Genomic DNA, 23,989 nt, shown 5'->3' with positions numbered 1-23,989 from the left:
CGCGCGGGAGAAGGACAGTGGCGTCACTCCGCGGCGAGCGGCAGGTCGCCGAGCAGCATGTCGAGGCGGATCGGGGCGTTGCGCACCCGCACGCCCGTCGCGTGGTAGACCGCGTTGGCGATGGCGCCGGCCGTGCCGGTGATGCCGATCTCGCCCACGCCCTTCACGCCCAGCGCGTTGATGATGCTGTCCTTCTCGTCGACCAGGATGGCCTGGAGCGACGGGATGTCGGCGTTCACCGGCACGTGGTATTCGCCGAGGTTGTTGTTGAGCACGCGGCCCGAGCGGTGGTCCATGGCGGCCTCCTCGTGCAGCGCGAAGCTCACGCCCCAGATCATGCCGCCGAAATACTGGCTCTGCACCAGCCGCGGGTTGATGACCCGGCCCGCCGCGAAGGCGCCGACGAGGCGCGTGCAACGGATCTGCCCGAGGTCGGGGTCGACCTTGACCTCGGCGAAGACCACGCCGTGCGCGTGCATGGCGTAGCGCTTCTGGGCGTCCTGGTCGGCGCCCGCGCTGCCCTGGCCCTCGATCGCGGGCAGGCCGGCGCGGCCGAGGATGTCCGAGAACGACTCGGACCGGCTCTCGTCGTCGCGCCGCACGAGGCGGCCGTCCTTCGCGATCACGCCCGCGTTGCCGGCGCCGAACAGCGGCGAGCGCTGGTCGTCGGTGGCGAGGCGCGCCAGCTTGGCGACGACGTCCAGCCCCGCCGCGTGGATGGCGTTGCCGGCCGTCGCCGTGTGGCCGGAGCCGCCCGCGATGCCGCCGTCCGGCAGGTCCGAGCGGCCCATGCGGAACTCGACCTGGTCGATGCCGAGGCCGAGGCCGTCGGCGGCGATCTGCGCCAGCGCGGTCCAGGCGCCTTGCCCCATGTCCTGCGCGCCGATCTCGACGAGGCCGGTGCCGTCGGCCAGGATCGAGGCCTTGGCGGTCGCGGCGAAGATCAGCGCCGGGAAGGTGGCCGTGCCCATGCCGTAGCCGACCAAGAGCCCCGCCTCGTCGCGCATCGCGCGGGGCTTGGCGGCGCGCTTCGACCAGCCGAAGGCTTCGGCGCCGCGCTCGTAGCACTCGCGCAGGTTCTTGGACGAGAAGGGCTTGCCGGAGATCGGCTCCACCTCGGCGTAGTTCTTCAGGCGGAAGGCCAGCGGGTCCATGCCGCAGGCCTCGGCCATCTCGTCGACGGCGCTCTCCAGGGCGATCGAGCCCGAAGCCTCGCCGGGCGCGCGCATGAACAGCGGCGTGCCGGTGTCGATACGCACCGCCGTGTGGGACGTCCTCAGCGCCGGGGCCGCGTAGAGCGTGTGCGACAGGTTGGCGGCGGGCTCGTAAAAGTCGTCGAAGGACGAGGTGGCCGTGTGGTTGTGGTGGTGGATCGCCTGGAGCTGCCCGTGCTCGTCCGCGCCGAGCTTCACGGTCTGGCGCGTCGGGGCGCGGTGGCCGACCGGGCCGAACATCTGGTCGCGGCGCAGCACCAGCTTCACCGGCCGCCCCGTCCGCTTGGCGGCCAGGATGCCGAGGATCTGCGGGCCCTTCACCAGCGCCTTGGAGCCGAAGCCGCCGCCGAGGTAGGGCGAGCGGATCAGGATGTTGGCCGGATCCATGCCGAGCAGCTGGGCGATGCGCCCCTGCCCCATGGTGAGCGCCTGGCTGGGCGTGTCGACCGTGAGCTTGTCGCCGTCCCAGGCCGCCACGATCGCGTGGGGCTCCATGGCGTTGTGGTACTGCGCCGGCGTCTCGTAGGTGGCCTCGAAGACCTTGGCCGAGCCCGCGAAGCCGGCCTCGACGTCGCCGCCGTTGTCGACGTCCGGCGGCTCGCCGACGCCGACCGCGGGCGGCACGAAGAACTCGTTGCCGTCGAGCCCGATGCGGGCCGGCTCGACCTCGTACCGGGGCGCCAGCAGCGCCGCGCCCTCGGTGGCTGCCTCCAGCGTGTCGGCGATCACGACCGCGATCGCCTGGTTGGCGTAGCGGACGCGGTCGTTCTGCAGGAGGTCCATCTTGAACGTGAAGGGGTTGTCCTTCTCGTCCGGGTCGTAGGCCAGCGCGGGGACGTCGCCGGGCGTCATCACGTCGACCACGCCGGGATGGGCCCTGGCGGCGGCGACGTCGAGGTGGCTGACGCGTCCGCGCGCGATCGTCGAGGTGCAGAGCGCCGCGTAGAGCATGCCCTCCGGGTGGTTGTCGGCCGCGAAGGTGGCGGCGCCGGTGACCTTGGCGACGCCCTCGCGGCGCGTGAGCGGCTGGCCGACGTTGGAGCCGTGGCGGTGGTGGGTGTGGGGCTGCTCAGGCATGGGCGGCGACTCCGAGCGGGGACGAGAAGGGGGAGGCCGGCAGGGCGGGCACGCGCTCGGGCGTGCCGCTGAGGGCCAGCGTGAAGGCCCGCACCGCTATGCGGCGGGCGAGCTCGATCTTGTAGCTGTTGTCGCCGGACGGTTTGGCATCGGCCAGGGCCACTTCGGCGGCGCGGCGGAACGATGCGACGGTGGCGGGCTGGCCCCTGAGGGCGGCCTCGGCCTCGGCCGAGCGCCACGGCTTCAGCGCCACGCCGCCGAAGGCGAGGCGGGCTTCGGCGACCCGGTCCCCGTCGAGCTTCAGCGCCGCGGCGGCCGACACGACCGCGAAGGCGTAGGAGGTGCGGTCGCGGACCTTGAGGTAGCGCGAATGCGCGGCGAAGCCCGCCGCCTCGGCCGGCAGCACCACGGCGGTCACGAGGTCGCCCGGCTCCAGCACGGTTTCGCGCTGCGGCTCGTCCCCCGGCAGGCGGTGGAACTCGACCAGCGGCACGGAGCGCGGGCCGCCCTTGCCCTCGATCTCGACAGTGGCGCCGAGCGCCGCGAGCGGCACGCAGAAGTCGGACGGGTGGACGGCGATGCAGCTGTCGCTCCAGCCTAGCACGGCGTGGAGCCGCGTGTCGCCGCCGACCGCGTCGCAGCCCGAGCCGGGGACGCGCTTGTTGCAGGCGCTCACCCCGTCGGTGAAGTAGGGGCAGCGGGTGCGCTGGAGCAGGTTGCCGCCGGTGGTGGCGGCGTTGCGGAGCTGCGCCGAGGCGCCCGACAGCAGCGCCTCGGCCACCGCCGGGTAGCTCTTGGCAAAGGCGGGGTCGTGGGCGAGGTCGCCGTTGCGCACCAGCGCGCCGACGCGGGTCGACCCGTCCGGGAGCCGCTCGATGCGGTCGAGGCCGGCCACGTGGGTGACGTCGACGAGCCGGTCGGGGCGCAGGACGTTGCCCTTCATCAGGTCGAGCAGGTTGGTGCCGCCGCCGAGATAGACGGCGCCCTCGGCCGCGGAGGCCGCGATCGCCTCGGCCGGCGTGGCGGCGCGGGTGTAGTCGAAGCGCTTCATTCCGCGGCCTCCTTGAACCCGCCGGCCATGCGGCCCTGCGCGTCGAGCACCGCCTCGGTGATGCCCTGGTAGGCGCCGCAGCGGCAGATGTTGCCGCTCATCGCCTCGCGGACGCGCTCGGGGTCGTTCCCGGCCTGGGCCTCGCGGATCAGGCCGACCGCGCTCATGATCTGGCCCGGCGTGCAGAAGCCGCACTGAAAGCCGTCATGCGCGATGAAGGCCTCCTGCACGGGATGGAGCGCGCCGTCCTTCGCCAGCCCCTCGATGGTGAGGACGTCCGAGCCGTCGTGGCTGACCGCCAGGGCCAGGCAGCTGTTCACGCGGCGGCCGTCCACGATCACCGTGCAGGCGCCGCACTGGCCGCGGTCGCAGCCCTTCTTGGTGCCGGTGAGGTCGAGCCGCTCGCGCAGCAGGTCGAGCAGTGTGACGCGGGGGTCGTCGAGCGCGATCTCCCGCCGCTCCCCGTTGATGGTCAGCGTGATGGGTATGCTCATGGCAGCGCCTCCGTGGCCGGACTTATAGCGTTTCCAAAGAACGGCGGGAAGTCGGCGGGCGGGGCGCGTGCTGCGGCCGCAGCGCGCGGCCGAAGCGGCGGGGCGATCAGGGGAGAGGCGCGGGGAAGTCCTTCTGCCATTTGCCGAAGGGCAGTTGGATCGCGTAGATCGTCTCCGTTTCGCCGGTGACGAACAGGTAGTTCCCGCCCCCGCTCTGTACCGTGATGTCGAAGATCGCCGAGGGCGGCGCCTTCGGCCAGTTCTGGACCCACACGCCGTCCGGAAGGCCGAGCGCCCACAGGCTGTTGTTCACGTCGATCGCCAGCAACATCCCGGTCGGCCCGTCTTGGACGGCGAGCCTTTGGAGCGGCACGGGTGGCGGCTTCGGATAGTCCCTGACCCACCCCCCGCCGTCGAGGCCGATCGCATACAGGTTGCCGTCCTGGCCGATCCCGAAGAGGTGAGGATCGCTGCCGCCCTGGGCTGCGATGTCGACGAGGGGGGACGGCGGTCGCTGCGGGAAGTCCGGCACCCATCCGCCGACGGGCAGTTGGGTGGCCCAGAGCGTGTTCTCGACGTCGAGGCCGAACAGGTAGGGGTCGACGCCGCTTTTGCCGGCGATCCTGTAGAGCTGCTTCGGCGGCTTGGTCGGCCAGTCCTTGGCCCAACCGCCGCCGGGCACGCCGATCGCGTAGAGCGTGCCGTCCTCGGTGAGGGCGGAGACGAAGGTGTATTCGTTTGTCTGCTCGGTGAAGGTCAGGGCTGTGAAGTGGGCGGGAGCCGGCTCCGGCCAGTCGCGCGTCCAGGCCCCGTCGGGAACCTTGATCTCGAAGAGCCGTCCTCCGCGGAGCGCCATCAATCGGTTGGCAGCGCCGCCTTCGGCATGGAGCTTGTGCGCCTCGTCGGCCATGGCAGGTTCCCCTCTGGACGGGGATCGCCGCGGCGGCGCCCCTCGCCCATGATTGTATGACCTGCGGTCGCGGGCAAGGATTTTCCATCCCGGCGTGCGTCGCGTCCGGCAGGGCGTCACGCCCCCCGCCAAAGGGAGGCGGAGCGACCTGCCGCTCCGGCCCTCAGTGCGCCTCCCCCTTGGTGCTCGTGACCGGGATCAAGGTGCCGGCCGAGCGCTTGCGGGGCTGGAGCAGGAAGGCCGCGAGGCCGGACCAGCCGGTCTGGTGCGCCGCGCCGAGGCCCGCGCCGTCGTCCCCGTGGAAATACTCGTGGAACGGGATCAGGTCGCGGAAGTGCGGGTCGGTCTGGAAGGTCTCGTTGCCGCCGAGCACGGCGCGGCGGCCGTCCGGCCCGCGCAGGAAGATGGCGTTCAGCCGGCGCGTCAGCTCGGCGCCGATGTCGGCGAGGTTCAGCATCTTGCCCGAACCCTTCGGGTATTCGATGGTGAACTCCTCGTCGTGGTAGAACTTCTCGAACTCGTAGAGCGCCTCGATCAGCACGACGTTGATCGGCATCCAGATCGGGCCGCGCCAGTTGGAGTTGCCGCCGAAGAGCGTCGTGGTGGACTCGGCTGGCTCGTAGTCGACCTGAAAGCGCGTGCCGTCCCAGTCGTAGGTGAAGGGATGGTCCTTGTGGAACTTCGACACGGAGCGGATGCCGTAGTTCGACAGGAACTCCGTGTCGTCCATCACCCGCATCATCAGGCCCTGCATGCGGTGGCGGCGCAGCAGCGACAGGAGCAGGCGGTTGTCCTTGCCGGGCTCGCCGAAGCGCGACACGAGCTTGGCCTGGTCCGGGCGGTGCTGCAGCGTCCAGCGCAGGCGCTCGGCGAAGTCGGGGAACTTGCGGGTGATCGTACCGTCGAGCACCGCGACGGCGCAGAGCGGGATCAGCCCCACCAGCGAGCGCACCTTCAGGGGCACGCGGCTGCCGTCGGGCAGGTTGAGGATGTCGTAGTAGAACCCGTCCCGCTCGTCCCACAGGCCCTGGAGCTCGTCGCCCTCGTGGCCGTCCTCGCCGATGGTCGTCATGGCCTCGGCGATGAGCAGGAAATGCTCGAAGAACTTGGTGGCGATGTCCTCGTAGGACCGGTCCGTCTCGGCCAGCTCGAGCGCGATCTGCAGCAGGTTCAGGCAGTAGGAGGCCATCCAGGCCGTGCCGTCGGCCTGCGAGATGAAGCCGCCCGTCGGCAGCGGCTTCGAGCGGTCGAAGACGCCGATGTTGTCGAGGCCGAGGAAGCCGCCCTGGAACACGTTGCGCCCGTCGATGTCCTTGCGGTTCACCCACCACGTAAAGTTCAGCATCAGCTTGTGGAAGATCCGCACCAGGAACTCGCGGTCCGCCGTGCCCGTCATGGCGCGGTCCATCTGGTAGACGCGGAAGGCCGCGAGGCCGTGCACCGGCGGGTTCACGTCGCCGAAGTTCCACTCGTAGGCGGGCAACTGCCCGTTCGGGTGCATGTACCATTCGCGGCACAGCAGGATGAGCTGCGCCTTGGCGAATTCGGGGTCGATCAGCGCGAAGACCGTGCAGTGGAAGGCGAGGTCCCAGGCCGCGTACCAGGGGTATTCCCACTTGTCCGGCATCGAGATGATGTCGGCGTTGAGAAGGTGCTTCCAGTCGCTGTCCCGCCCCGTGAGCCGCTCGGCGGGCGGCTTCGGCATGGCGGGGTCGCCCGCGAGCCAGCGGCGCACGTCCATGTGGTAGTATTGCTTGGACCACAGCATGCCGGCGAAGGCCTGCCGCTGCACGAGCCGCGCGTCGGGGTCCTCGATGTCCTGCTGCACGGCGGCGTAGAACTTGTCGGCCTCGGCGATGCGCCGGCCGAGCACCGCGTCGAAGCCGGCCTCGTCGAGCGCTCCGGCGTCGGCGGGCGCGAGGCGGAAGCGGAGCACGATCTCGGCGCCGGGATCGACGTTGAGCCATGTCCAGGCGGCGCATTTGGTGCCGCGGTGCTCCGGGTTGACCGCGCCGTGGTCGCTGGAAACCACGCGGTCGTTGATGCCGTCCTTGTAGTAGCCGGCGGCCTCCTCGCCGTAGAGGCGGCGGCGGTTCGTCTCGTTCTCGCAGAACAGCCACTCGACCGGGCCGAGCGAGGAGAAGCGCCGGTCGACGTCGTGGGCGCGCTGCGCCAGCACGCTGCCGTCGCCCTGGAGCGCGAGCGTCGGCTTCTCGTGCCCCTCCTCCCAGGACCAGACGTTGCGCGCCCACAGGTGGGGCAGGACGTGGAGGTCCGCCGCTTCCGGCCCGCGGTTGGCGACCCGCACCCGCATCAGGATGTCGTCGGGCGAATGCTTGGCGTATTCTGTCGTGACGTCGAAATAGCGGTTTTCGCGGAAGGCGCCGGTGTCGAACAGCTCGTATTCGAAGGCGGTGGCGTCGGTCCGCTTGCGGCGGGCGTTCTCGGCGATCAGGTCCTCATAGGGGTACGGCGCCTGCGGATACTTGTAGATCGTCTTCATGTAGCTGTGCGTCGGCGTCCCGTCGACGTAGTACCAGAGCTCCTTGACGTCCTCGCCGTGGTTGCCCTGGGCGTTGGTGAGCCCGAACATGCGCTCCTTCAGGATCGGGTCGTGCCCGTTCCACAGCGCCAGCGCCAGGCACCAGCGCTGGTGCTCGTCCGAGAAGCCCGCGATGCCGTCCTCGCTCCAGCGATAGGCGCGCGAGCGGGCGTGGTCGTGGGGGAAGTAGTTCCAGGCGTCGCCGTCCTTCGAGTAGTCCTCGCGCACCGTGCCCCAGGCGCGCTCGGACAGGTACGGCCCCCAGCGGCGCCAGCCTCCGGCCTCGGCGTCGCGCAGGCGCACGCCCTCGGCGGTGCTGAGGCAGGGCGCGGCCTTGCTGCGGTCGAAGTCGGGCATCGGCGGTCCTTCGTCAGATGGTGAGGTCCAGCATCCGGTGGATGCGGATCGTTTCGCCGAGCGACCAGGCCTGCCAGGGGCAGCCGCCGGCGTGGTGGGGGGCGTCGCCGTCGACCACCTCGGACACGTGGCCGAGGCCGTTGCGGTCGAGGTGGTCGGTCAGCGGCTGCAGGAAGCGGGCCGCGGCCTTGCGCTTCGCCTTGCCGCCGCGCCCCCGCACCGACAGCCAAGCGTCCACGAAGGGGCCGAGCAGCCACGGCCAGGCCGTGCCCTGGTGGTAGGCGGCGTCGCGCCGGCGGAGGTCGCCGCGGTAGCGCGGGATGTAGTCGGGGTCGTCGGGCGCGAGGGTGCGCAGGCCCAGCGGGGTCCAGAGCCTGGCTTCGACCAGGTCCACCACGCCGCGCGCGGCCTCGCCGTCCAGAAGCGGGAACGGCAGGCCGCCCACGGCGAACACCTGGTTGGGCCTGACCTTGGCATCCACCGTGCCGGGGGCGCCGTCCGCGTCCACCACGTCGTAGAGCCCGCCGGCGGGGTTCGGGAAGCGGAGCGCGAAGCTCGCCCGCGCGCGGGCCTCCGGCTCGGCCCAGCGGCGCGACCACCGCGCCGCCGCGATCGCCAGGGCGTTGATCCACAGCGCCTGCACCTCGACGGGCTTGCCGCGGCGCGGCGTCCACACGGTCCCGTCCGTGATGGCGTCCATCCAGGTGAGCTGCACGCCCTCCTGCCCGGCGTGGATCAGGCCGTCCCGGTCCATGCCGATACCGAAGCGCGTGCCGCGCGCGTAGCCGTCGAGGACCGCCTCGGCGGCGGCGCGGAGCCTGCCCTCGTCGCCGGCCGACAGGGGCTCGCCGGCCGCCGCGCAGGCGTCGAGCGTCTCGTGGACCGCCACGACAAACCACAGCGAGGCGTCGACGGCGTTGAACTCGGGCGCCTGCCCGGTGTCCGGGAAGCGGTTCGGCAGCATGCCGCCGTCGACCGCCGCGGCCCAGCCGAGCAGCACGGCCCGCGCCTCGTCGAGCCGCCCGGTGGCGAGCAGGAGCCCGCGCATGGAGATGAAGGTGTCGCGCCCCCAGTCGGTGAACCACGGGAAGCCGGCCACGATCGTCCGCCCGGCGCCGCGCTCCACCGCGTAGGACGCGGCCGCGCGGGCGAGCGCCGAGCCGAGGCGCTTGCGGCGGCGCTTCTCCGCCTTCGCGAGGTCCTCCGCGTGGCCGGCCGCCTCCGCGATGCGGCCGTCGCCGGCGCGCAGCACCATGGTGGCGGCCTTGGCGGCGAGGTCGAAGGTGAACAGGCCGGGCGAGGCCACGTCCTCCGTGTCGGGCAGGCCGCGCTCGCGCTCCACCGTGTAGAGCACGTCGCGCAGCCACAGCGGGGCGTGGCGATAGGCGCCGTCGGTCAACGCGGTCGCGGCCGGCAGGCCCGGGTAGGGCCGCCACGTGACATTGCCGCCCGTCACCTCGGCGTCGAAGCGGAAGGCGTCGTTCTCGCGGTGGAGGTCGCCGTGGTCGCGGCCCGTCAGCAGGGGCCGGACGCTCAGCGTGCAGCGCCCGTCGGGGCCGGACAGCCGGCGCCAGCGCAGCACGACCTCGCCCGAATGCGGCTCGACGAAGACCTCGTGCGCGATCTCGGTCCCGTCCGGCAGCGCGGTGGTCCAGGTCGGCCAGGGGTCGCGCTCGAAGCGCGCGATGCGGGACGCCCCATCGGGGTCGAGCACACCGGGGGCGTAGCGCTGCGAGGTCAGGGCGAAGCGCCCGCCCACGGTCTCGACGAAAGCCTCGACGCCGTTGACCAGCACGGTCCGGCCGGTCGGCGGCGTCCGGGGCACGATCAGCAGCGCGTGATAGCGGCGGGTCCGCACGCCGTCGACGGCGCCGGACGCGTAGCCGCCGAGGCCGTCCGCTTCGAGCCACTCGGCGGCGTCCTGCGCCTGGGGATGGTCGGGCTCGGCGTCGTCGGCCATGCGGTGGAGCGTCCTCGCCGCCCGGCACGGCCGAGCCTCGGTTGGATTCCGAGGGGAGACGGCTTCGGGCGGCGTTTGTTCCTCGCCGGGGAGCGGGGCTATCCCGCCCCGGCTGGCCGCCTCAGCCCTCCTTCTTGGCCTCGCGAATGGTGGGGACCATCTGGTCGCCCCAGTTGCCGCGGCCGTCGTGGTAGCGCGACACGCGGATCAGCTCGACCGACACGCCGGCGTCGACGGCGCGCAGGATCGCCTCGTTGGCGCGGTGCACGGCGTCGGCGACACGGCGCACGGCGCGCTCGTGGTCGGTCTCGTTGGTGTTGGGCAGCGGGCGGAATTCGCCCTGGGGCATCGCGTTCATGGCACGTCTCCGGATCTCGGGATCGAGGGATCGGACACGGCGGAGCGCCGCCGGGTCCGGGAGGGGATCAGGCGCCGCCGCTCACTCGGCCGCGACGGACAGGTGCGGCTCGGCGGCGCCCTCGAACTGGTCGGACTCGGTCGACTCGCCCATCGCGGTGGTGGACGACAGCCCGCCCGTGATGGCTTGGCTCACGCGGTCGAAGTAGCCGGTGCCGACCTCGCGCTGGTGGCGCGTCGCCGTGTAGCCGGCCGCCTCGGAGGCGAACTCCGCCTGTTGCAGCTCGGAATAGGCCGCCATGCCGCGGTCGCGGTAGCCGCTGGCCAGCTCGAACATGCCGTGGTTGAGGCTGTGGAAGCCCGCGAGCGTGACGAACTGGAACTTGTATCCCATGGCGCCGAGCTCGCGCTGGAACTTGGCGATGGTCGCCTCGTCGAGCTTGGCGCGCCAGTTGAAGGACGGCGAGCAGTTGTAGGCCAGCAGCTTGTTCGGAAACCGCCGGTGAATCGCCTCGGCGAAGCGGCGCGCGTCGTCGAGGTTGGGGTGGCTCGTCTCCCACCACAGGAGGTCGGCGTAGCGCGCGTAGGCGAGCCCGCGGGCGATGCAGGCGTCGACGCCGTTCCGAAAGCGGTAGAAGCCCTCCGACGTGCGGTCGGAGCCGTCGATGAAGGGGCGGTCGCGCTCGTCGACGTCGGAGGTGATGAGCTTGGCGCTTTCCGCGTCGGTGCGGGCCACGACGAGGGTTGGCGTTCCCATCACGTCGGCGGCGAGGCGGGCCGCGACGAGGTTGCGCTCGTGGGCCGCGGTGGGGATCAGCACCTTGCCGCCGAGGTGGCCGCACTTCTTCTCCGAGGCGAGCTGGTCCTCGAAATGGACGCCGGCCGCGCCCGCCTCGATGAAGGCCTTCATGATCTCGAAGGCGTTGAGCGGGCCGCCGAAGCCGGCCTCGGCGTCCGCCACGATGGGCGCGAACCAGTCGCGCTTGGCGCCGCCCTCGGAGGATTCGATCTGGTCGGCACGCTGGAGCGTGCGGTTGATGCGGCGGCACAGCTCCGGCGCGGCGTTTGCGGGGTAGAGCGACTGGTCCGGGTACATGGCGCCGGCCGTGTTGGCGTCGGCCGCGACCTGCCAGCCCGACAGGTAGATGGCCTTGAGGCCCGCGCGGACCATCTGCATCGCCTGGTTGCCCGTGACGGCGCCGAGCGCGTTGATGTAGGGCTCGTCCCGCAGAAGCTGCCACAGGCGGTTCGCGCCGCGCTCGGCCAGCGTGTGGGCGATGGGGAACGAGCCGCGCAGCCGCTCGACCTCCGCGGCCGAGTAGGGCCGCTCGATGCCGTCGTAGCGGCCGGCCGGCGCCTGCGGGACGAATCGGGCGAAATCGCTCATGGCTTCCTCACTCATCGGGACCGTTCGACGACACCACTGCCGCTCGATCTGACGCGAGGCTAAACCCTTGTGCAGTCTGCCGTAAACGGCGGCAATCCGATCAAGAAGCCGCCTTGTATGACCCCGCTCTGGTCAGGACTGTAAATTCGTGACAGCATGACAGCATGGAACCACGACAGGACCGCAAGCTGTTCCTCGGCCCGCGCCTGCGGCGGCTGCGTCGCGACCTCGGCCTGACCCAGGCCACGATGGCGGCCGACCTCGGCCTGTCGGCGAGCTACCTCAACCTGCTCGAGCGCAACCAGCGCCCCGTGACCGCTCAGGTCCTGCTGAGGCTCGCGGAGGCCTACGAGCTCGACCTGCGCGCCTTCGCGGCCGAGGCCGAGGCGGGCGGGCCGGCGAGCCTCGCCGAGGTGCTGGCCGACCCGCTGTTCAAGGACCTCGCCCTGTCGAAGTTCGAGGTGTCGGAGTTCGCCGAGGCCTCGCCGGGCGTCGCGGAGGCGATGGTGCGGCTCTACCGCGCCTATGCGGACCGCAAGCGGGCGTCCGAGCTGGGGGCGCTGAAGGGCGAGGCCGTCGAGGGCGTCGTCACCACCACCGACTGGGTGCGCGACACGATCGGGGCCCACCGCAACTACTTCCCAGAACTCGACGAGCGCGGCGAGATGCTGAGCGCCGAGCTCGGGCCGGGCTCGGCCGAGGAGGTGGCGGCGGCGCTGCGGTCGCGGCTGCTCGCCCGCTACGGCATCCGCGTGCAGGTTCTCGGCACCGAGGCGATGGGCAACGCGCTGCGCCGCTACGACCACCACCGCAAGCGCCTGTTCCTGTCCGAGCTGCTCGGCCCCTCGGGGCGGAGCTTCGCCTGCGCGTACCAGCTCGCCCTGTTCGAGGGCGCGGGACCGATCGACGACATCGCGGCCCGCGCCGGCCCGCCGGACGCCGCCGCGCGCAGCCTGCTGCGCGTGTCGCTCGCCAACTATCTCGCCGCCGCGGTGCTGATGCCCTACGGGCCCTTCCTGGCCGCCGTCGAGGCCGCGGGCTACGACGTCGAGCGCGTCAAATCCCGCTTCGGCGTGAGCTTCGAGCAGGGCTGCCACCGGCTCACCACGCTGAGCCGGCCGGGCGCGCGCGGCATCCCCTTCTTCATGCTGAGGATCGACCCCGCCGGCAACGTGTCGAAGCGCTTCGCCTCCGCGTCCTTCCCCTTCGCGCGCTTCTCGGGCGCCTGCCCGCGCTGGAACATCCACGCGAGCTTCCGGGTGCCCGGCCGCATCGTCACGCAGATCGTCGAGACGCCGGACGGCGAGCGCTACTTCACACTCGCCCGCACGGTGCGCCGGCCCGGCGAGGAGGCGGGCCACGAGGGCGAGCTCGCGATCGGGCTCGGCTGCGAGCTGAAGCACGCCGGCAAGCTCGCCTATGCCCGGGGCCTCGACCTCGCCGCCCCGCTGGTCACGCCCATCGGCCCCGCCTGCCGCATCTGCGAGCGCCCGGAATGCCCGGCCCGCGCCGCCCAGCCGGTGAGCCGCACGCTGGTGGTGGACGACTTCCGCAAGACGGTGTCGCCCTACCCCTTCGCGCCGGGGTGAGGGACGCCGAGGAGGGCCTCGACGCGGTCGATGAGACGCTGCGCAGCGTCGGTCGCCTCCGACGCGATCTCGTCGGTGATGATGCGCGCGGGATCCGTGCCGCAGTCGGCCGATTCCTTGCGCTCGAAGGCGCGCGACAGGACGCCGGCGAGGTCGCGATCCGGACAAGGCAGATCCTTCGTCGATCGTGCGAAGACGGGGCGCACGCCGGAGTGCGTTTTCGCCGCCCTGCCGGTCCGCCCGAAGATCAGCGCTTCGGCGGCGTGGAGCGTCGCATAGCAGGCCGAGCGGGCCACGATCGGAACAGCACCACGCGCTCGATGCGCGCGCCGAAGGCGGCGTCGAGGGCCGAGCGGAAGCGGAGCATGACGGGGCCGGTGACCTGGGCCGAGCCGCGCATCCCACCACGTCCGCCCCGTCAGAACAGCCCGAGCACCACCGGCGCCAGCACGGCCGTCACCAGCGCGTTGAGTCCGAGCGCGATGCCGGCGAAGGTGCCCGCGACGGTGTCCACCGTGAAGGCCCGCGCCGTGCCGATCCCGTGCGCCGCGAGCCCGGCCGCGAAGCCGCGCGCCGCGAAATCCGTCATGCGCAGGGCGTTCATCAGCGGCGTCACCATCACGGCGCCGAGGATGCCGGTGAGGATCACGAGCGCGGCCGTGAGCGAGGGCTGGCCGCCGAGCCGCTCCGACACCGCCATGGCGACCGGCGTGGTGACGGACTTCGGCGCCAGCGAGGCCAGCACGTCGCGCGGGGCGCCGAGCGCCGCCGCGAGGCCGAGCGCCGAGGCGATCGACACCAGCGCGCCCGCGAACAGCGCCGCCATCATGGGCACGAGGTTGCGGACCACCAGCGTCCGGTTGCGGTAGAGCGGGATGCCCAGCGCCACCGTGGCGGGGCCGAGCAGGAAGTGGATGAACTGCGCGCCGTCGAAATAGGTGCGGTAGCTCGTGCCCGAGCCGATGAGCATCGTGCCCACGATCGCGCCCGCGATCAGCACCGCATTGGCGAGCGGGTGCCGGCCCGACAACTTCGCGACCCCGTCCGCGACGAGCCAGGCCAGAAGCGTGACGGTGAGCCAGAAGAGCGGCGTCGTCGACAGGTAGATCCAGAGGCCGAAGACCGTGTTCACGCGGCGTCCCCCCCGTTGCCCGGCGCCTCGTCGGCGGCCCGGCGCCCCATCAGCCGCGACACGAAGACGAAGACGAGGACAGTGACGACCAGCGTGATGGCGGTGGAGCCGACGAGCGCCAGGGCCAGCGCCGAGGCCTGCGCCCTCAGCAACCCGCCGTACTGGATCACGCCGACGCCGGCCGGCACGAACAGCAGCCCGAGGTTCCCCAGCAGCCCGTCGCCGACCCGCGCCACCGGGCTCGCCGCGACCTCGGCATCGCTGCGCCCCCGCCCCCAGACCGCGAAGCCGACGACCACCAGCACGAGGCCCAGCACCGGGCCGGGCACAGGCAGTCCGAGGCCGCGCGAGGCGATCTCGCCGGCGAGTTGGCACACCAGCAGAACCGCGAAGCCCAGGACCATTCCGCCACTCCCGCCCGAGAAAGCGGGTTCGATGCCCCGCCGGGCTCCGGAGTGCAACCTCGGCCCTTCGAAAGCGCCTTTCGCCCGCGCGGAAACGGTGCAGAATGCGGGTGCGACCGCCACGAGCCGAGAACGGACGGGCGGGCGCGGCTTCCGACCGGGAGCCCCTGGAGGAAACCCCATGCAGGCTCGAGGCACGCCGCGGCTCCGGCGCATCCAGACGATCTCGCTGGCCCTCCTGGTCACGGCGGGCGTCGTCAACTACGTCGACCGCGCCACGCTGGCGGTGGCGAACCCGCTGATCCGCCAGGACATGGGCCTCAGCCTCGCCGACATGGGCGTGCTGCTGTCGGCCTTCCTGTGGGCCTACGCCTTCTCGCAGCTCCCGGCGGGCGCCCTGGCGGACCGGCTCGGCGCGCGGCTGACGCTGACGGTCGGCCTCGCCTGCTGGTCGCTCGGCCAGATGCTCGGCGGGATCGTCACCTCCTTCGGCGAGTTCATCGGCGCCCGCGTGGTGCTCGGCATCGGCGAGGCGCCGCACTTCCCGACCTGCGCGCGGGTGTCGCGCGACTGGTTCAACATCCGCCAGCGCGGCACGGCGACGGGCATCTGGAACTGCGCTTCCTCGCTCGGCACCTTCGTGGCGCTGCCGCTGCTCACCTTCCTGATGGTGAGCTTCGGCTGGCGCGCCATGTTCGTCACCATGGGCTGCGCCGGCCTCCTGCTCGCCGCGACGGTCTTCCTGGTGTTCCGCAACCCGCGCGAGGTGGCGCTCGACGAGGCCGAGCGGGCCTTCCTCAGCGAGGGCGACGCGCCGGATGCCGCCGCCCGCGTCACCTGGGCGGACTGGCGCCGGCTGTTCGCCTTCCGCACCACCTGGGGCATGATCATCGGCTATTTCGGCTGCATCTACATGACCTGGCTCTACACCGCCTGGCTGCCGAGCTACCTGGAGATCGAGCGGCACTTCACCCTGTCGAAGACCGGCATCGTCGGCTCCATCCCCTTCGCGTTCGGGGTGGTGGGCGGCGTGATCGGCGGCCGCGTCGTCGACATGCTGATCCGCCGGGGCGTCGATCCCATCCGCTCGCGCAAGATCCCGATGGCGACGTCGCTGGTCGCGACGGCGGGGTTCACGGCGGTCGCGGCGCTGACGCCGAGCGACGCCGTGGCGATCGCCTGCATCTCGGCCTCGCTGTTCCTGGTCTACCTGTGCTCGTCCTCGGCCTGGGCCATGGCGTCGGTCGCGGCGCCGGCCCACTGCACCGCCTCCATCGGCTCCATGCAGAACTTCGGCGGCTACATCGGCGGCGCGCTCGCCCCGCTCGTGACGGGCTACATCGTGCAGGGCACGGGGCACTTCTCCGTCGCCTTCCTGGTCGGCGCCGCGGTCGCGCTGGTGGCGGCGGCCGGCTATTGGACGCTGATCCAGGAGCCCATCCCCGCCGCGACGGCCGGAGGGCGGGCGCTCGGCGGTCTCAGGGCGGCGGAGTGAGGGCGTCCGGGATGGACGGCGTCCGCGCCCTCGTGTTCGACGTCTTCGGCACCGTGGTCGACTGGCGGAGCGGGGTGGCGCGCGAGGCGGCACCCTTCCTGGCCCGCCACGGCGCGGCCTCGGCCGACCCGCACAGCTTCGCGGACGCGTGGCGGGCCGAGTACCAGCCCGCCATGGCGGAGGTGCGCTCCGGCCGCCGGCCCTTCACGCGCCTCGACGTTCTCCACCGCGAGAACCTCGCGGCCATCCTGCCCGGTTTCGGCATCGACCCGGCCGCGGTGCCGGCGGCCGAGCTCGACGAGCTGAACCTCGCCTGGCACAGGCTCGACCCCTGGCCCGACGGCGTGCCGGGCCTCACCCGGCTGAAGCGGCGCTTCATCGTGGCGCCGCTGTCGAACGGCAACATCGCCCTCATGGTCGACGTGGCCAAGCGCGCCGGCCTGCCCTGGGACGCGATCCTCGGGGCCGAGGTGGTGCGCGCCTACAAGCCTTCACCGGAGAGCTACCTGCGCACTGCCGAGGTGCTGGCGCTGCGGCCGGAGGAGATGTGCCTCGTGGCGGCCCACAACGACGACCTCGCGGCGGCCCGCGCCTGCGGGTACCGCACGGCCTTCGTGCCGCGCCCGGCCGAGCACGGGCCGGGCCAAACCACCGACCTCCGCCCCGAGGCGGATTGGGACCGGATCGCGGACAGCTTCGAGCTGCTGGCCGACGGGCTCGGCCTGTAGCGGCGCGGGGCGCGATGAGCTAGGGGGACGCTTCGTCGGACGAGGGATGCGGGGCGGGACCATGCGGAACGGGACAGGGTCGACGGCGAGGGCCCGCGCTTGACCACCGACGCCGCCATCGCCCGCGCGGCGGTGCTGAAGCCCATCGAGGAGATCGCCGCCCGCGCGGGCCTCGATCCCGCGGCCCTCTACCGCTACGGCCCGTTCAAGGCCAAGGTCGCCCTCGGCGCCGCGGCGCGCGGCGCGGAGCGGCGCGGCAAGCTGGTGCTGGTCACCGCCATCAGCCCGACCCCGGCCGGCGAGGGCAAGACCACCACCACCATCGGGCTCGGCGACGCGCTGAACCTGTCGGGCCGGCGCACGGTGATCTGCCTGCGCGAGCCCTCGCTCGGCCCCTGCTTCGGCATGAAGGGCGGCGCCAACGGCGGCGGCCGCGCGCAGGTCGTGCCGCAGGACGAGATCAACCTCCACCTCACCGGCGACTTCCACGCCATCACGGCGGCGACGAACCTCCTCGCCGCGATGATCGACAACCACGTCTACTGGGGCAACGCGCTCGGGATCGACCCCTCGCGCGTCACCTGGCGGCGCGCGCTCGACGTCAACGACCGCGCCCTGCGCGACATCGTGGTCGGCCTCGGCAACAACGGCGCCGTGCGGCAGGACGGCTTCGACCTCACCGTCGCCTCCGAGACCATGGCGGCCTTCTGCCTCGCGACCTCGGTCGCGGACCTCGAGGCGCGCCTCGGCCGCATGGTGATCGGCCAGACCTTCGCGCGCGAGGACCTCCTCGCGGGCGCCGTGAAGGCCACCGGCGCCATGACGGCGCTCTTGCGCGACGCCTTCGCGCCCAACCTCGTGCAGACCATCGACGGCTCGCCGGCGCTGGTCCACGGCGGACCCTTCGCCAACATCGCCCACGGCTGCAACTCCGTCGTCGCGACGGACCTCGGCCTGCGCCTCGCCGACTACGTCGTGACGGAGGCCGGCTTCGGCGCCGACCTCGGCGCGGAGAAGTTCTTCGACATCAAGTGTCGCCAGGCCGGGCTCGAACCCGCCGCCGCCGTGGTGGTGGCGACCGTGCGGGCGCTGAAGATGCACGGCGGCGTCGCCAAGGCCGACCTCGGCCGGCCGGACCCGGAGGCCGTCCGGCGCGGCTCCGCCAACCTCCGACGCCACGTCGAGAACGTGCAGAAGTTCGGCGTGCCGGTCGTGGTGGCGGTCAACCACTTCACTGCCGACACGGAGGCCGAGCTTGCCGAGGTGTTCGGATGCTGCGCGTCGCTCGGCGTCGGCGCGCAGCTGTGCCGCCACTGGGCCGAGGGCGCGCCCGGCGCGCTCGGCCTCGCCGAGGCCGTGGCGGCGCTGGCGGAGGGCGGCGGGGCCGCGTTCCGCCCGCTTTACCCGGACGAGCTGCCGCTCGGCGCCAAGATCGAGCGGATCGCCCGCGACATCTACCGCGCCGACGGCGTCGCCCTCGCGCCCAAGGCCGCGAAGAAGCTCGCGCGCTACGAGGCCGGCGGCTACGGCGGCCTGCCGGTCTGCATGGCGAAGACGCCCTACAGCTTCTCGTCCGACCCGGCGCTGGTCGGCGCGCCGGACGGCTTCACCCTGCCGGTGCGCGACGTGCGCCTGTCGGCCGGCGCCGGCTTCGTGGTGGCGCTCTGCGGCGACATCGTCACCCTGCCGGGCCTGCCGAGCCGGCCCGCCGCGGAAACTATCGGCGTCGATCGGGAGGGCCTGATCCAGGGCCTGTTCTGATCGCGGCCGGCCGGAAAGGGAGGCCGGGAGCAACATCCGGGCTGGACCGGAGGTTTCGGCAGCAGCCTGATCGTCCACGGGGTGGAGTTCCGCGGAGCCGGGACGGCGAGGAACTATCGATCGGTTTCGGGCGATCGATGCGATGAGGCAACGCCGAAGGCTGCCCTGCATCGAGACCGTGCCGTGACGCTCCATCCCTTCCTCAAAGCACCTTCGTCCTTCCGTCACATCGGGCGCCGCATGTTCTCGGCGCCCGGTCCCGACGGGCTCTCCTTCCGCGTCGCCGAGCCCGCGCCCCTCGCGCCGCCGGCGTCGGAGGCGGCCGTCCGGCACGGCTACAGCATCAGGTCGTCGACCGGCACCGACGTGCTGCGCCGCGCGATCAGCGGCATCGACGGCTACCTGAGCTACTGCTGCGGGGTGAAGCCTTTCAGCCGCGACGAGCGGTGCCTCCTGCGCTACGCCGCCATATCGTCGCCCGGCGATCACCGCCTGTCGGACGGCACGGTGCTGGAGGCGGGCGACCTCGTGATCGACCTCCACCTGTGGAACGAGCACATCCCGCCCGTGCCGAAGGCGGGGCCGGACCTCGCCTGGGCGCGGCTCGTCTCGCAGTGGATGAAGCACTCGCTGGTCCTGCTCGCCGGGGCGGTGCGGACGAATCCGGAACTGCGCGGCGTCAAGGCGATCCGCGCCAAGACCAACTTCGTCGGCTGGGGCGGGCAGAGCGAGAGCATGTCGCGGCTCATCGCGCGCTTCGGCTTCGAGGACGTCGACGAGGGCTCGGCCTCGATGCCCGAGCGCGTCCACGACGCCTTCGAGAACATCCTCATCGGCGCGCTCACCTGGACCCACAACCCGGAAGCCCTGCGGCGCGACAAGCTGATCCGCCAGCGCCGGCCCGTGTGGATGTCGGCCGACACGCTGCAGCGCCGCCATTCCGACGGCTGACCCATGCTGCTCCTCCTGGCCGCGCTGTTCGACGCGGTTCTGGCCTGGGCGATCCTGCGGATGGTCGCGCAGGCCAGGCTCTACACCGGCATAGCGGCGCCCGAGGGCGCCGTTTCCGCGTCGGAGCCCGCCGGCGGCTGGCCGGCCGTCACCGTGGTGGTCCCGGCGCGCGACGAGGCGGACGTGATCGGCCCCTGCGTCGGCGGCCTCCTGGCGCAGGACTACCCTGGCGACCGGCTCCGCGTGGTGCTGGTCGACGACGGCTCGACGGACGGCACGGCCGAGGTCGCCCGCGCGGCGGCGGGCGGCGACCCGCGCCTGCGCATCGTCCCGGGCGGCGCCCTGCCGCGCGGCTGGACCGGAAAGTCCCACGCCTGCGCGCGCGGCGCCGAGGCGGCGGGGGACGGCTGGCTCTGCTTCATGGACGCCGACACCCGCGCCGAGCCCGCGCTGCTGCGCGCCGCGGTGGCGCGCAGCCTGGAGCGGGGCACCGGCCTGCTGTCGCTGGAGCCGTTCCAGGAGCTCGGCGGCCCGGCCGACCGGCTCGTCATGCCCTGCGGCCTCTACCTCCTCGCCGCCACGGGCGACCACGCCGCCGTCAACGATCCCGGCAGCGACGCCGCGGCGGCCAACGGGCAGTTCATGCTCTTCGCGCCCGGCGCCTACGCGGCCCTCGGCGGCCACGCCGCCGTGCGGGCCGAGGTCTGCGAGGACCTCGCGCTGGCGCGGCTCGCCAAGCGCCGGGGCATCGGCTTCGCGCTGCTCGGCGCCGAGACGCTGGTCCGCACCCGCATGTACCGCGACGCCGCGGCCCTCTGGCACGGCCTGTCCAAGAACGTCGGCGTGCTCGGCGGCGGCGCCGGCCGGACCGTGGCGATCGCGGCCGGCGGCCTCCTCATGGCGCTGGCGAGCCTCGCCCTGCCGGCGCTCGCGGCGGCGCGGCTCGCCGCGGGGCCGTGGGGCGCGGGCGACCTCGCCGCTGCCGTGCTGGCCTTCTGCGGGCTCTTCGCGGTCGTCGGCCTCCACGTCGCGGGGACGCGCCATTTCAGGATCCCGGCGGCCTACGGCCTCGCCTATCCGGCCGGCTACGCGCTGGCCTTCGCGCTGGCGGCCAACGCCGCCCGCCTCCAGCGGCTCGGCCGCGTGCGCTGGAAGGACCGCACCGTGGAAGCCCCGACCGGAGCTGCGCCGTGAGCGCGGGCGACCGGGGCGTCCCGATGAACCGGGGCGGCGCCGAGCCGCCGGGCTGGGCCACGGCGGCGACGGTCACGGCCGTGCTGGCGATCTGCTACTTCCTGCGCTACGCGCTGCTGCCCATCGCGCTCGTGGCGGCGCTGGCCTTCGTGCTGCGGCCGATCGTGCGCTGGCTGCAGCGCCGCCTGCGTGTGCCCAAGCTCGCGGGCGTCATCATCGTCTACGTGGCCGTGCTGGCGGTCGCGGGCTTGGCGGCCTGGTACCTCGTCGGCGTGGTCGGGGACCGCATCGTCGCGGGCGCCTCGGACGCGCCGCACCTGCTCACCGAGCAGATCAGGCGCATGGTCGGGCCGCAGATCCACGCCTTCGGGCAGGACATCAGCGCCGAAGATCTGTCGAAGCGTCTCCTCGACGGCGTGAAGGACGCCGTCGCCAAGCCCGACGCGGCGATCCTGGCCGGCGGCGCCATCGTGGGCCTGCCCGCCGTGGGCGTGCTGATGCTGGTCGTGCTGTTCTACTTCCTGAACTCGGGCCGCCAGATCCTGCAGGGCGCGCTGCACCTGTTCCCGCCGCGCTACCGGGGGCACATCACCCTGCTGGGCGCGCGGATCGAGCCCATGCTGCGCCACTACGTGCGCGGCGTGATCGCGGTCACGATCTACACGGCGGTCGTGTGCTGGCTCGTGCTGGGCCTGTGGTTCCACGCCTCCTTCGCGCTGCTGATCTCGGTCGCGGTGGGCGTGCTGGAGTTGATCCCCGTGGTCGGACCCGCGGCCTCGCTGGTCCTCTTCGGCATCGTCGCCGTGGTGGACGGCCATGGGCTCTGGGCCTTCGCGGCCTTCATGGGGCTCGCCGTGTTCCTGCGCGTGTCGGTCGACAACGTCGTCGGCCCGCTGGTGCTCGGCCGCGCCGTCACGCTGCACCCGGTGGTCGTCATCATCGCCTTCCTGATCGGCGCCTCGCTGTTCGGGATCATCGGCGTCTTCGTCGCCGTCCCGGTCGCGGCGGCGGTGAAGATCGTGCTCGCGACCTGGTACGAAGAGCGAGGAGAGAAACACCCATGACGATCCAGACCGACACGGCCGCCGCCCCGAGGCGGTGGCCCGGCCCCGGCCTGTTCTTCGGCTATTGCGCGATCGCGGTCGCGGCGCTGCTCATCCCGTGGGCGATCTACGAGCTTTCCAACGTCGTGCTGCTCGTGGTGGGCGCGGTGCTGATCGCCACCCTGCTCCGCGTCGTGGCGGAGCCGTTCCACCGCTTCATGCCGCTGCCGGTCTGGGCCGCCCTGACGCTGGCGGGCCTGCTGCTGCTCGGCGTGTTCGGCCTCACCTTCTATATCTTCGGCGCCGAGATGTCGTTCGAGTTCTCGGACGTGACGCGCCGCGTCGCGGCCTCGATCCAGGAACTCCAGACGAGGCTCGGCGGCACGGAGATCGGCCACTACCTGACCGACCGCGCGAGCGGGTCCGGCTTCTCCGTGACGGGCCTTCTGGAGGACGTCTTCTCCTACGGCACCACCGTGGTCGCCGGCCTGATCGTCATCGTGATCTCGGCCATCTACCTCACCTCCGAGCCGCACCTGTACCGGCGCGGCATCGCGCTGCTGTTCGCCGAGCGGCACCGCGACCGGGTCGACGGCGTGCTGGTGGCCGTCGGCAAGGGCCTGCGCCTGTGGCTGATCGGCCAGCTCATCGAGATGGCGATCATCGGGCTGCTGTCGCTGTTCGCCGTGTGGCTGATCGGCCTGCCGTCGATCTTCGCGCTCGGGCTCATCGCCTTCGTGTGCGAGTTCATCCCCTTCCTGGGCCCGATCCTCGCCGCGGTGCCGGCCGTGCTGGTGGCGCTGACGCACGGCGATCACGCCGCCATCCTGACCCTGGTGGCCTACCTGCTGATCCACCAGATCGAGGGCAACCTCGCGACCCCCTTGATCCAGCGCCGGCTGATCGAGATCCCGCCGGCGCTGACGCTGCTCGGGCTCGCCGCGGTGGCGTCCCTGTTCGGCATCGGCGGCATCCTGTTCGCGGGGCCGATCGTGGCCATCCTCTACGTCGGCGTCCGCAAATGGTACCTCGGCATCTCCGTGGACGACAAATCCGCCCACGGAGCCGAGGCTCAGCCCCAGTCGGGCGCGCTCTCGGCCGCTCCGGCGTCCTCGCGGTAGAGCGCCTCGCGGGTCCAGGGGCGCGACGCCATGCGCGCATCGTCCAGGGGCTTGTAGGCCACGACCTGGGCGAGGCGCAGCCAGCCCCGGTCGAAGGCGTAGCCCATGCCGGCCATGTACATGCGCCAGATGCGGTAGCGCTGGATCCCGGCCGAGGCCGTCGCGGCCTCCGCCTCCGCTTCCAGCCGCTCGACCCAGTGCGACAGGGTGCGGGCGTAGTGGGGGCGGAGGTCCTCGACGTCCGTCACCTCGAGCCCGGCCCTGGACACCTCGTAGACCACCCGCGACAGGTGCGGGATCTCGCCGCCGGGGAACACGTACTTGTCGATGAAGTCGCCGCCCGCCGGCCCGGTCGCGTGCCCGTCCGGGTCGCCGGCCGTGATGCCGTGGTTGAGGGCGATGCCGCCGGGCTTGAGCAGCCTCTGCATGCCCGAAAAATAGGTCTGCAAATTCTTGATGCCGACGTGCTCGTACATGCCGACCGACACGATCTTGTCGAAGCCCTCGGGCTCGCCGATGTCGCGGTAGTCCTGCAGCCGCACCTCGATCCGGTCCGCGAGCCCCTCCGCGGCGATGCGGGCGCGGGCGTAGTCGTGCTGCTCGCGGCTCAGGGTGACGCCGACGCCGGTGACGCCGTGGTGCTTCGCGGCCCAGCGCAGGAGGCCGCCCCAGCCGCAGCCGATGTCGAGCAGGCGCTCGCCGGGACGGAGGCGCAGCTTGCGGCAGATGTGGTCGAGCTTGCGCTCCTGCGCGCGGTCGATCGTCTCGGTCCCGTCGCCGAAGTAGGCGCAGGAATAGACCATCTCCTTGTCGAGCCACAGCGCGTAGAAGTCGTTCGACACGTCGTAGTGGATCGCGATGTTGTCGGCGTCGCGCTTGCGGCTGTGGCGGCCGGGGATCCTGGCGACGAGGGGGGCCAGCCGCTGCACGAGCCGCGAGCGCCCGACCCCGTCGGCGATTCTGAGCCCCACGTGGAGCACGTCGCGCACGGCGCCCTCCACCGTGAGGTCGCCCGCCACGTAGGCGTCCCCGAGGCTCGACATGTCGCCGACGGCGAGGCGGCGCAGCACCTTGGCGTCGTGGATCGCGATCGTGACGGCGGGCGCGGGCACGAAGTCGAAGCTGTCGCCGTCCCAGAAGGCGAGGCGCAGCGACGGCGGGTCCGCCCTCATGCGGGCGCGGATCGTGTCGAGGATGCGTCGGCGCAGGGTCATCGGGGCAG

The 23,989-nt window shown here is 72.4% G+C and carries 20 protein-coding genes; 8 read left to right on the top strand and 12 right to left on the bottom strand.

The window, feature by feature from the left end; all coding sequences use genetic code 11:
* Nucleotides 1-23: 23 nt before the first annotated feature.
* The 8 genes from L7N97_RS21805 to aceA all read right to left on the bottom strand — a co-directional run bounded on the left by L7N97_RS21805 (nucleotide 24) and on the right by aceA (nucleotide 11,349).
* Nucleotides 24-2,291 (bottom strand): xanthine dehydrogenase family protein molybdopterin-binding subunit, encoded by a 2,268-nt coding sequence (locus tag L7N97_RS21805; protein WP_237480362.1) that lies wholly within the window; start codon nucleotides 2,289-2,291, stop codon nucleotides 24-26.
* Nucleotides 2,284-3,342: an FAD binding domain-containing protein gene (locus L7N97_RS21800; RefSeq protein WP_237480361.1), complete on the bottom strand. Its 1,059-nt coding sequence runs from the start codon at nucleotides 3,340-3,342 to the stop codon at nucleotides 2,284-2,286. The genes L7N97_RS21805 and L7N97_RS21800 overlap by 8 nt, the downstream gene beginning before the upstream one ends.
* A complete protein-coding gene (locus L7N97_RS21795) occupies nucleotides 3,339-3,836 on the bottom strand; it encodes a (2Fe-2S)-binding protein (RefSeq protein WP_237480360.1) in 498 nt (165 codons plus the stop codon). The genes L7N97_RS21800 and L7N97_RS21795 overlap by 4 nt, the downstream gene beginning before the upstream one ends.
* A gap of 106 nt (nucleotides 3,837-3,942) precedes the next feature.
* The gene (locus L7N97_RS21790) at nucleotides 3,943-4,746 is read right to left on the bottom strand and encodes a hypothetical protein (RefSeq protein WP_237480359.1); all 804 of its coding nucleotides are present in this window, start codon (nucleotides 4,744-4,746) and stop codon (nucleotides 3,943-3,945) included.
* 163 nt (nucleotides 4,747-4,909) lie between these two features.
* Complete coding sequence (locus L7N97_RS21785; protein ID WP_237480358.1) at nucleotides 4,910-7,645, bottom strand: MGH1-like glycoside hydrolase domain-containing protein; 2,736 nt, start codon at nucleotides 7,643-7,645, stop codon at nucleotides 4,910-4,912.
* Nucleotides 7,646-7,658: 13 nt separating this feature from the next.
* The gene (locus L7N97_RS21780; protein ID WP_237480357.1) at nucleotides 7,659-9,605 is read right to left on the bottom strand and encodes an amylo-alpha-1,6-glucosidase; all 1,947 of its coding nucleotides are present in this window, start codon (nucleotides 9,603-9,605) and stop codon (nucleotides 7,659-7,661) included.
* Between the two features lie 121 nt (nucleotides 9,606-9,726).
* Nucleotides 9,727-9,963, bottom strand: coding sequence for a hypothetical protein (locus tag L7N97_RS21775; protein WP_237480356.1), 237 nt, complete (start codon nucleotides 9,961-9,963; stop codon nucleotides 9,727-9,729).
* 81 nt (nucleotides 9,964-10,044) lie between these two features.
* Nucleotides 10,045-11,349, bottom strand: coding sequence for an isocitrate lyase (aceA, locus tag L7N97_RS21770; protein ID WP_237480355.1), 1,305 nt, complete (start codon nucleotides 11,347-11,349; stop codon nucleotides 10,045-10,047).
* A 164-nt stretch (nucleotides 11,350-11,513) separates the two neighbouring features.
* Here aceA and L7N97_RS21765 point away from each other — a divergent pair, with 164 nt between their 5' ends.
* On the top strand, nucleotides 11,514-12,938 hold the full coding sequence (locus tag L7N97_RS21765) for a helix-turn-helix domain-containing protein (protein ID WP_237480354.1): 1,425 nt from the start codon (nucleotides 11,514-11,516) through the stop codon (nucleotides 12,936-12,938).
* Here L7N97_RS21765 and L7N97_RS21760 read toward each other — a convergent pair.
* From L7N97_RS21760 to L7N97_RS21750, 3 genes are all read right to left on the bottom strand, one after another.
* Nucleotides 12,917-13,234, bottom strand: a complete 318-nt coding sequence (locus L7N97_RS21760; RefSeq protein ID WP_237480353.1) for a hypothetical protein — start codon at nucleotides 13,232-13,234, stop codon at nucleotides 12,917-12,919. The two genes, L7N97_RS21765 and L7N97_RS21760, sit on opposite strands and share 22 nt — an antisense overlap.
* 122 nt (nucleotides 13,235-13,356) lie before the next feature.
* A complete protein-coding gene (locus L7N97_RS21755; RefSeq protein WP_237480352.1) occupies nucleotides 13,357-14,070 on the bottom strand; it encodes an LrgB family protein in 714 nt (237 codons plus the stop codon).
* Nucleotides 14,067-14,474: a CidA/LrgA family protein gene (locus L7N97_RS21750; RefSeq protein WP_237480351.1), complete on the bottom strand. Its 408-nt coding sequence runs from the start codon at nucleotides 14,472-14,474 to the stop codon at nucleotides 14,067-14,069. Before L7N97_RS21750 ends, L7N97_RS21755 begins: the two co-directional genes overlap by 4 nt.
* 181 nt (nucleotides 14,475-14,655) lie before the next feature.
* Here L7N97_RS21750 and L7N97_RS21745 point away from each other — a divergent pair, with 181 nt between their 5' ends.
* The 7 genes from L7N97_RS21745 (at nucleotide 14,656) to L7N97_RS21715 (ending at nucleotide 22,767) form a co-directional block, all read left to right on the top strand.
* Nucleotides 14,656-15,969 (top strand): MFS transporter, encoded by a 1,314-nt coding sequence (locus tag L7N97_RS21745; protein WP_237480350.1) that lies wholly within the window; start codon nucleotides 14,656-14,658, stop codon nucleotides 15,967-15,969.
* Nucleotides 15,970-15,980: 11 nt separating this feature from the next.
* A complete protein-coding gene (locus L7N97_RS21740) occupies nucleotides 15,981-16,697 on the top strand; it encodes a haloacid dehalogenase type II (RefSeq protein ID WP_237480349.1) in 717 nt (238 codons plus the stop codon).
* Between the two features lie 99 nt (nucleotides 16,698-16,796).
* Entirely contained in the window at nucleotides 16,797-18,458 is a 1,662-nt protein-coding gene (locus tag L7N97_RS21735) for a formate--tetrahydrofolate ligase (RefSeq protein ID WP_237480348.1), read from the top strand.
* A 183-nt stretch (nucleotides 18,459-18,641) separates the two neighbouring features.
* Complete coding sequence (locus tag L7N97_RS21730) at nucleotides 18,642-19,409, top strand: YkoP family protein (protein ID WP_237480347.1); 768 nt, start codon at nucleotides 18,642-18,644, stop codon at nucleotides 19,407-19,409.
* Nucleotides 19,410-19,412: 3 nt separating this feature from the next.
* Nucleotides 19,413-20,603: a glycosyltransferase gene (locus L7N97_RS21725; protein WP_237480346.1), complete on the top strand. Its 1,191-nt coding sequence runs from the start codon at nucleotides 19,413-19,415 to the stop codon at nucleotides 20,601-20,603.
* Complete coding sequence (locus L7N97_RS21720) at nucleotides 20,600-21,667, top strand: AI-2E family transporter (protein WP_237480345.1); 1,068 nt, start codon at nucleotides 20,600-20,602, stop codon at nucleotides 21,665-21,667. Before L7N97_RS21725 ends, L7N97_RS21720 begins: the two co-directional genes overlap by 4 nt.
* Nucleotides 21,664-22,767, top strand: coding sequence for an AI-2E family transporter (locus L7N97_RS21715; RefSeq protein WP_237480344.1), 1,104 nt, complete (start codon nucleotides 21,664-21,666; stop codon nucleotides 22,765-22,767). Before L7N97_RS21720 ends, L7N97_RS21715 begins: the two co-directional genes overlap by 4 nt.
* On the opposite strand, the gene L7N97_RS21710 is transcribed toward L7N97_RS21715, so the two are convergent.
* The gene (locus tag L7N97_RS21710) at nucleotides 22,719-23,981 is read right to left on the bottom strand and encodes an SAM-dependent methyltransferase (RefSeq protein WP_237480343.1); all 1,263 of its coding nucleotides are present in this window, start codon (nucleotides 23,979-23,981) and stop codon (nucleotides 22,719-22,721) included. The two genes, L7N97_RS21715 and L7N97_RS21710, sit on opposite strands and share 49 nt — an antisense overlap.
* Nucleotides 23,982-23,989 lie beyond the last annotated feature (8 nt).

The sequence above is a fragment of the Lichenibacterium dinghuense genome (genome assembly GCF_021730615.1).
GTDB classification, from domain to species: Bacteria; Pseudomonadota; Alphaproteobacteria; order Rhizobiales; family Beijerinckiaceae; genus Lichenihabitans; species Lichenihabitans dinghuensis.
This window is presented reverse-complemented; position numbering and strand designations above follow the sequence as displayed.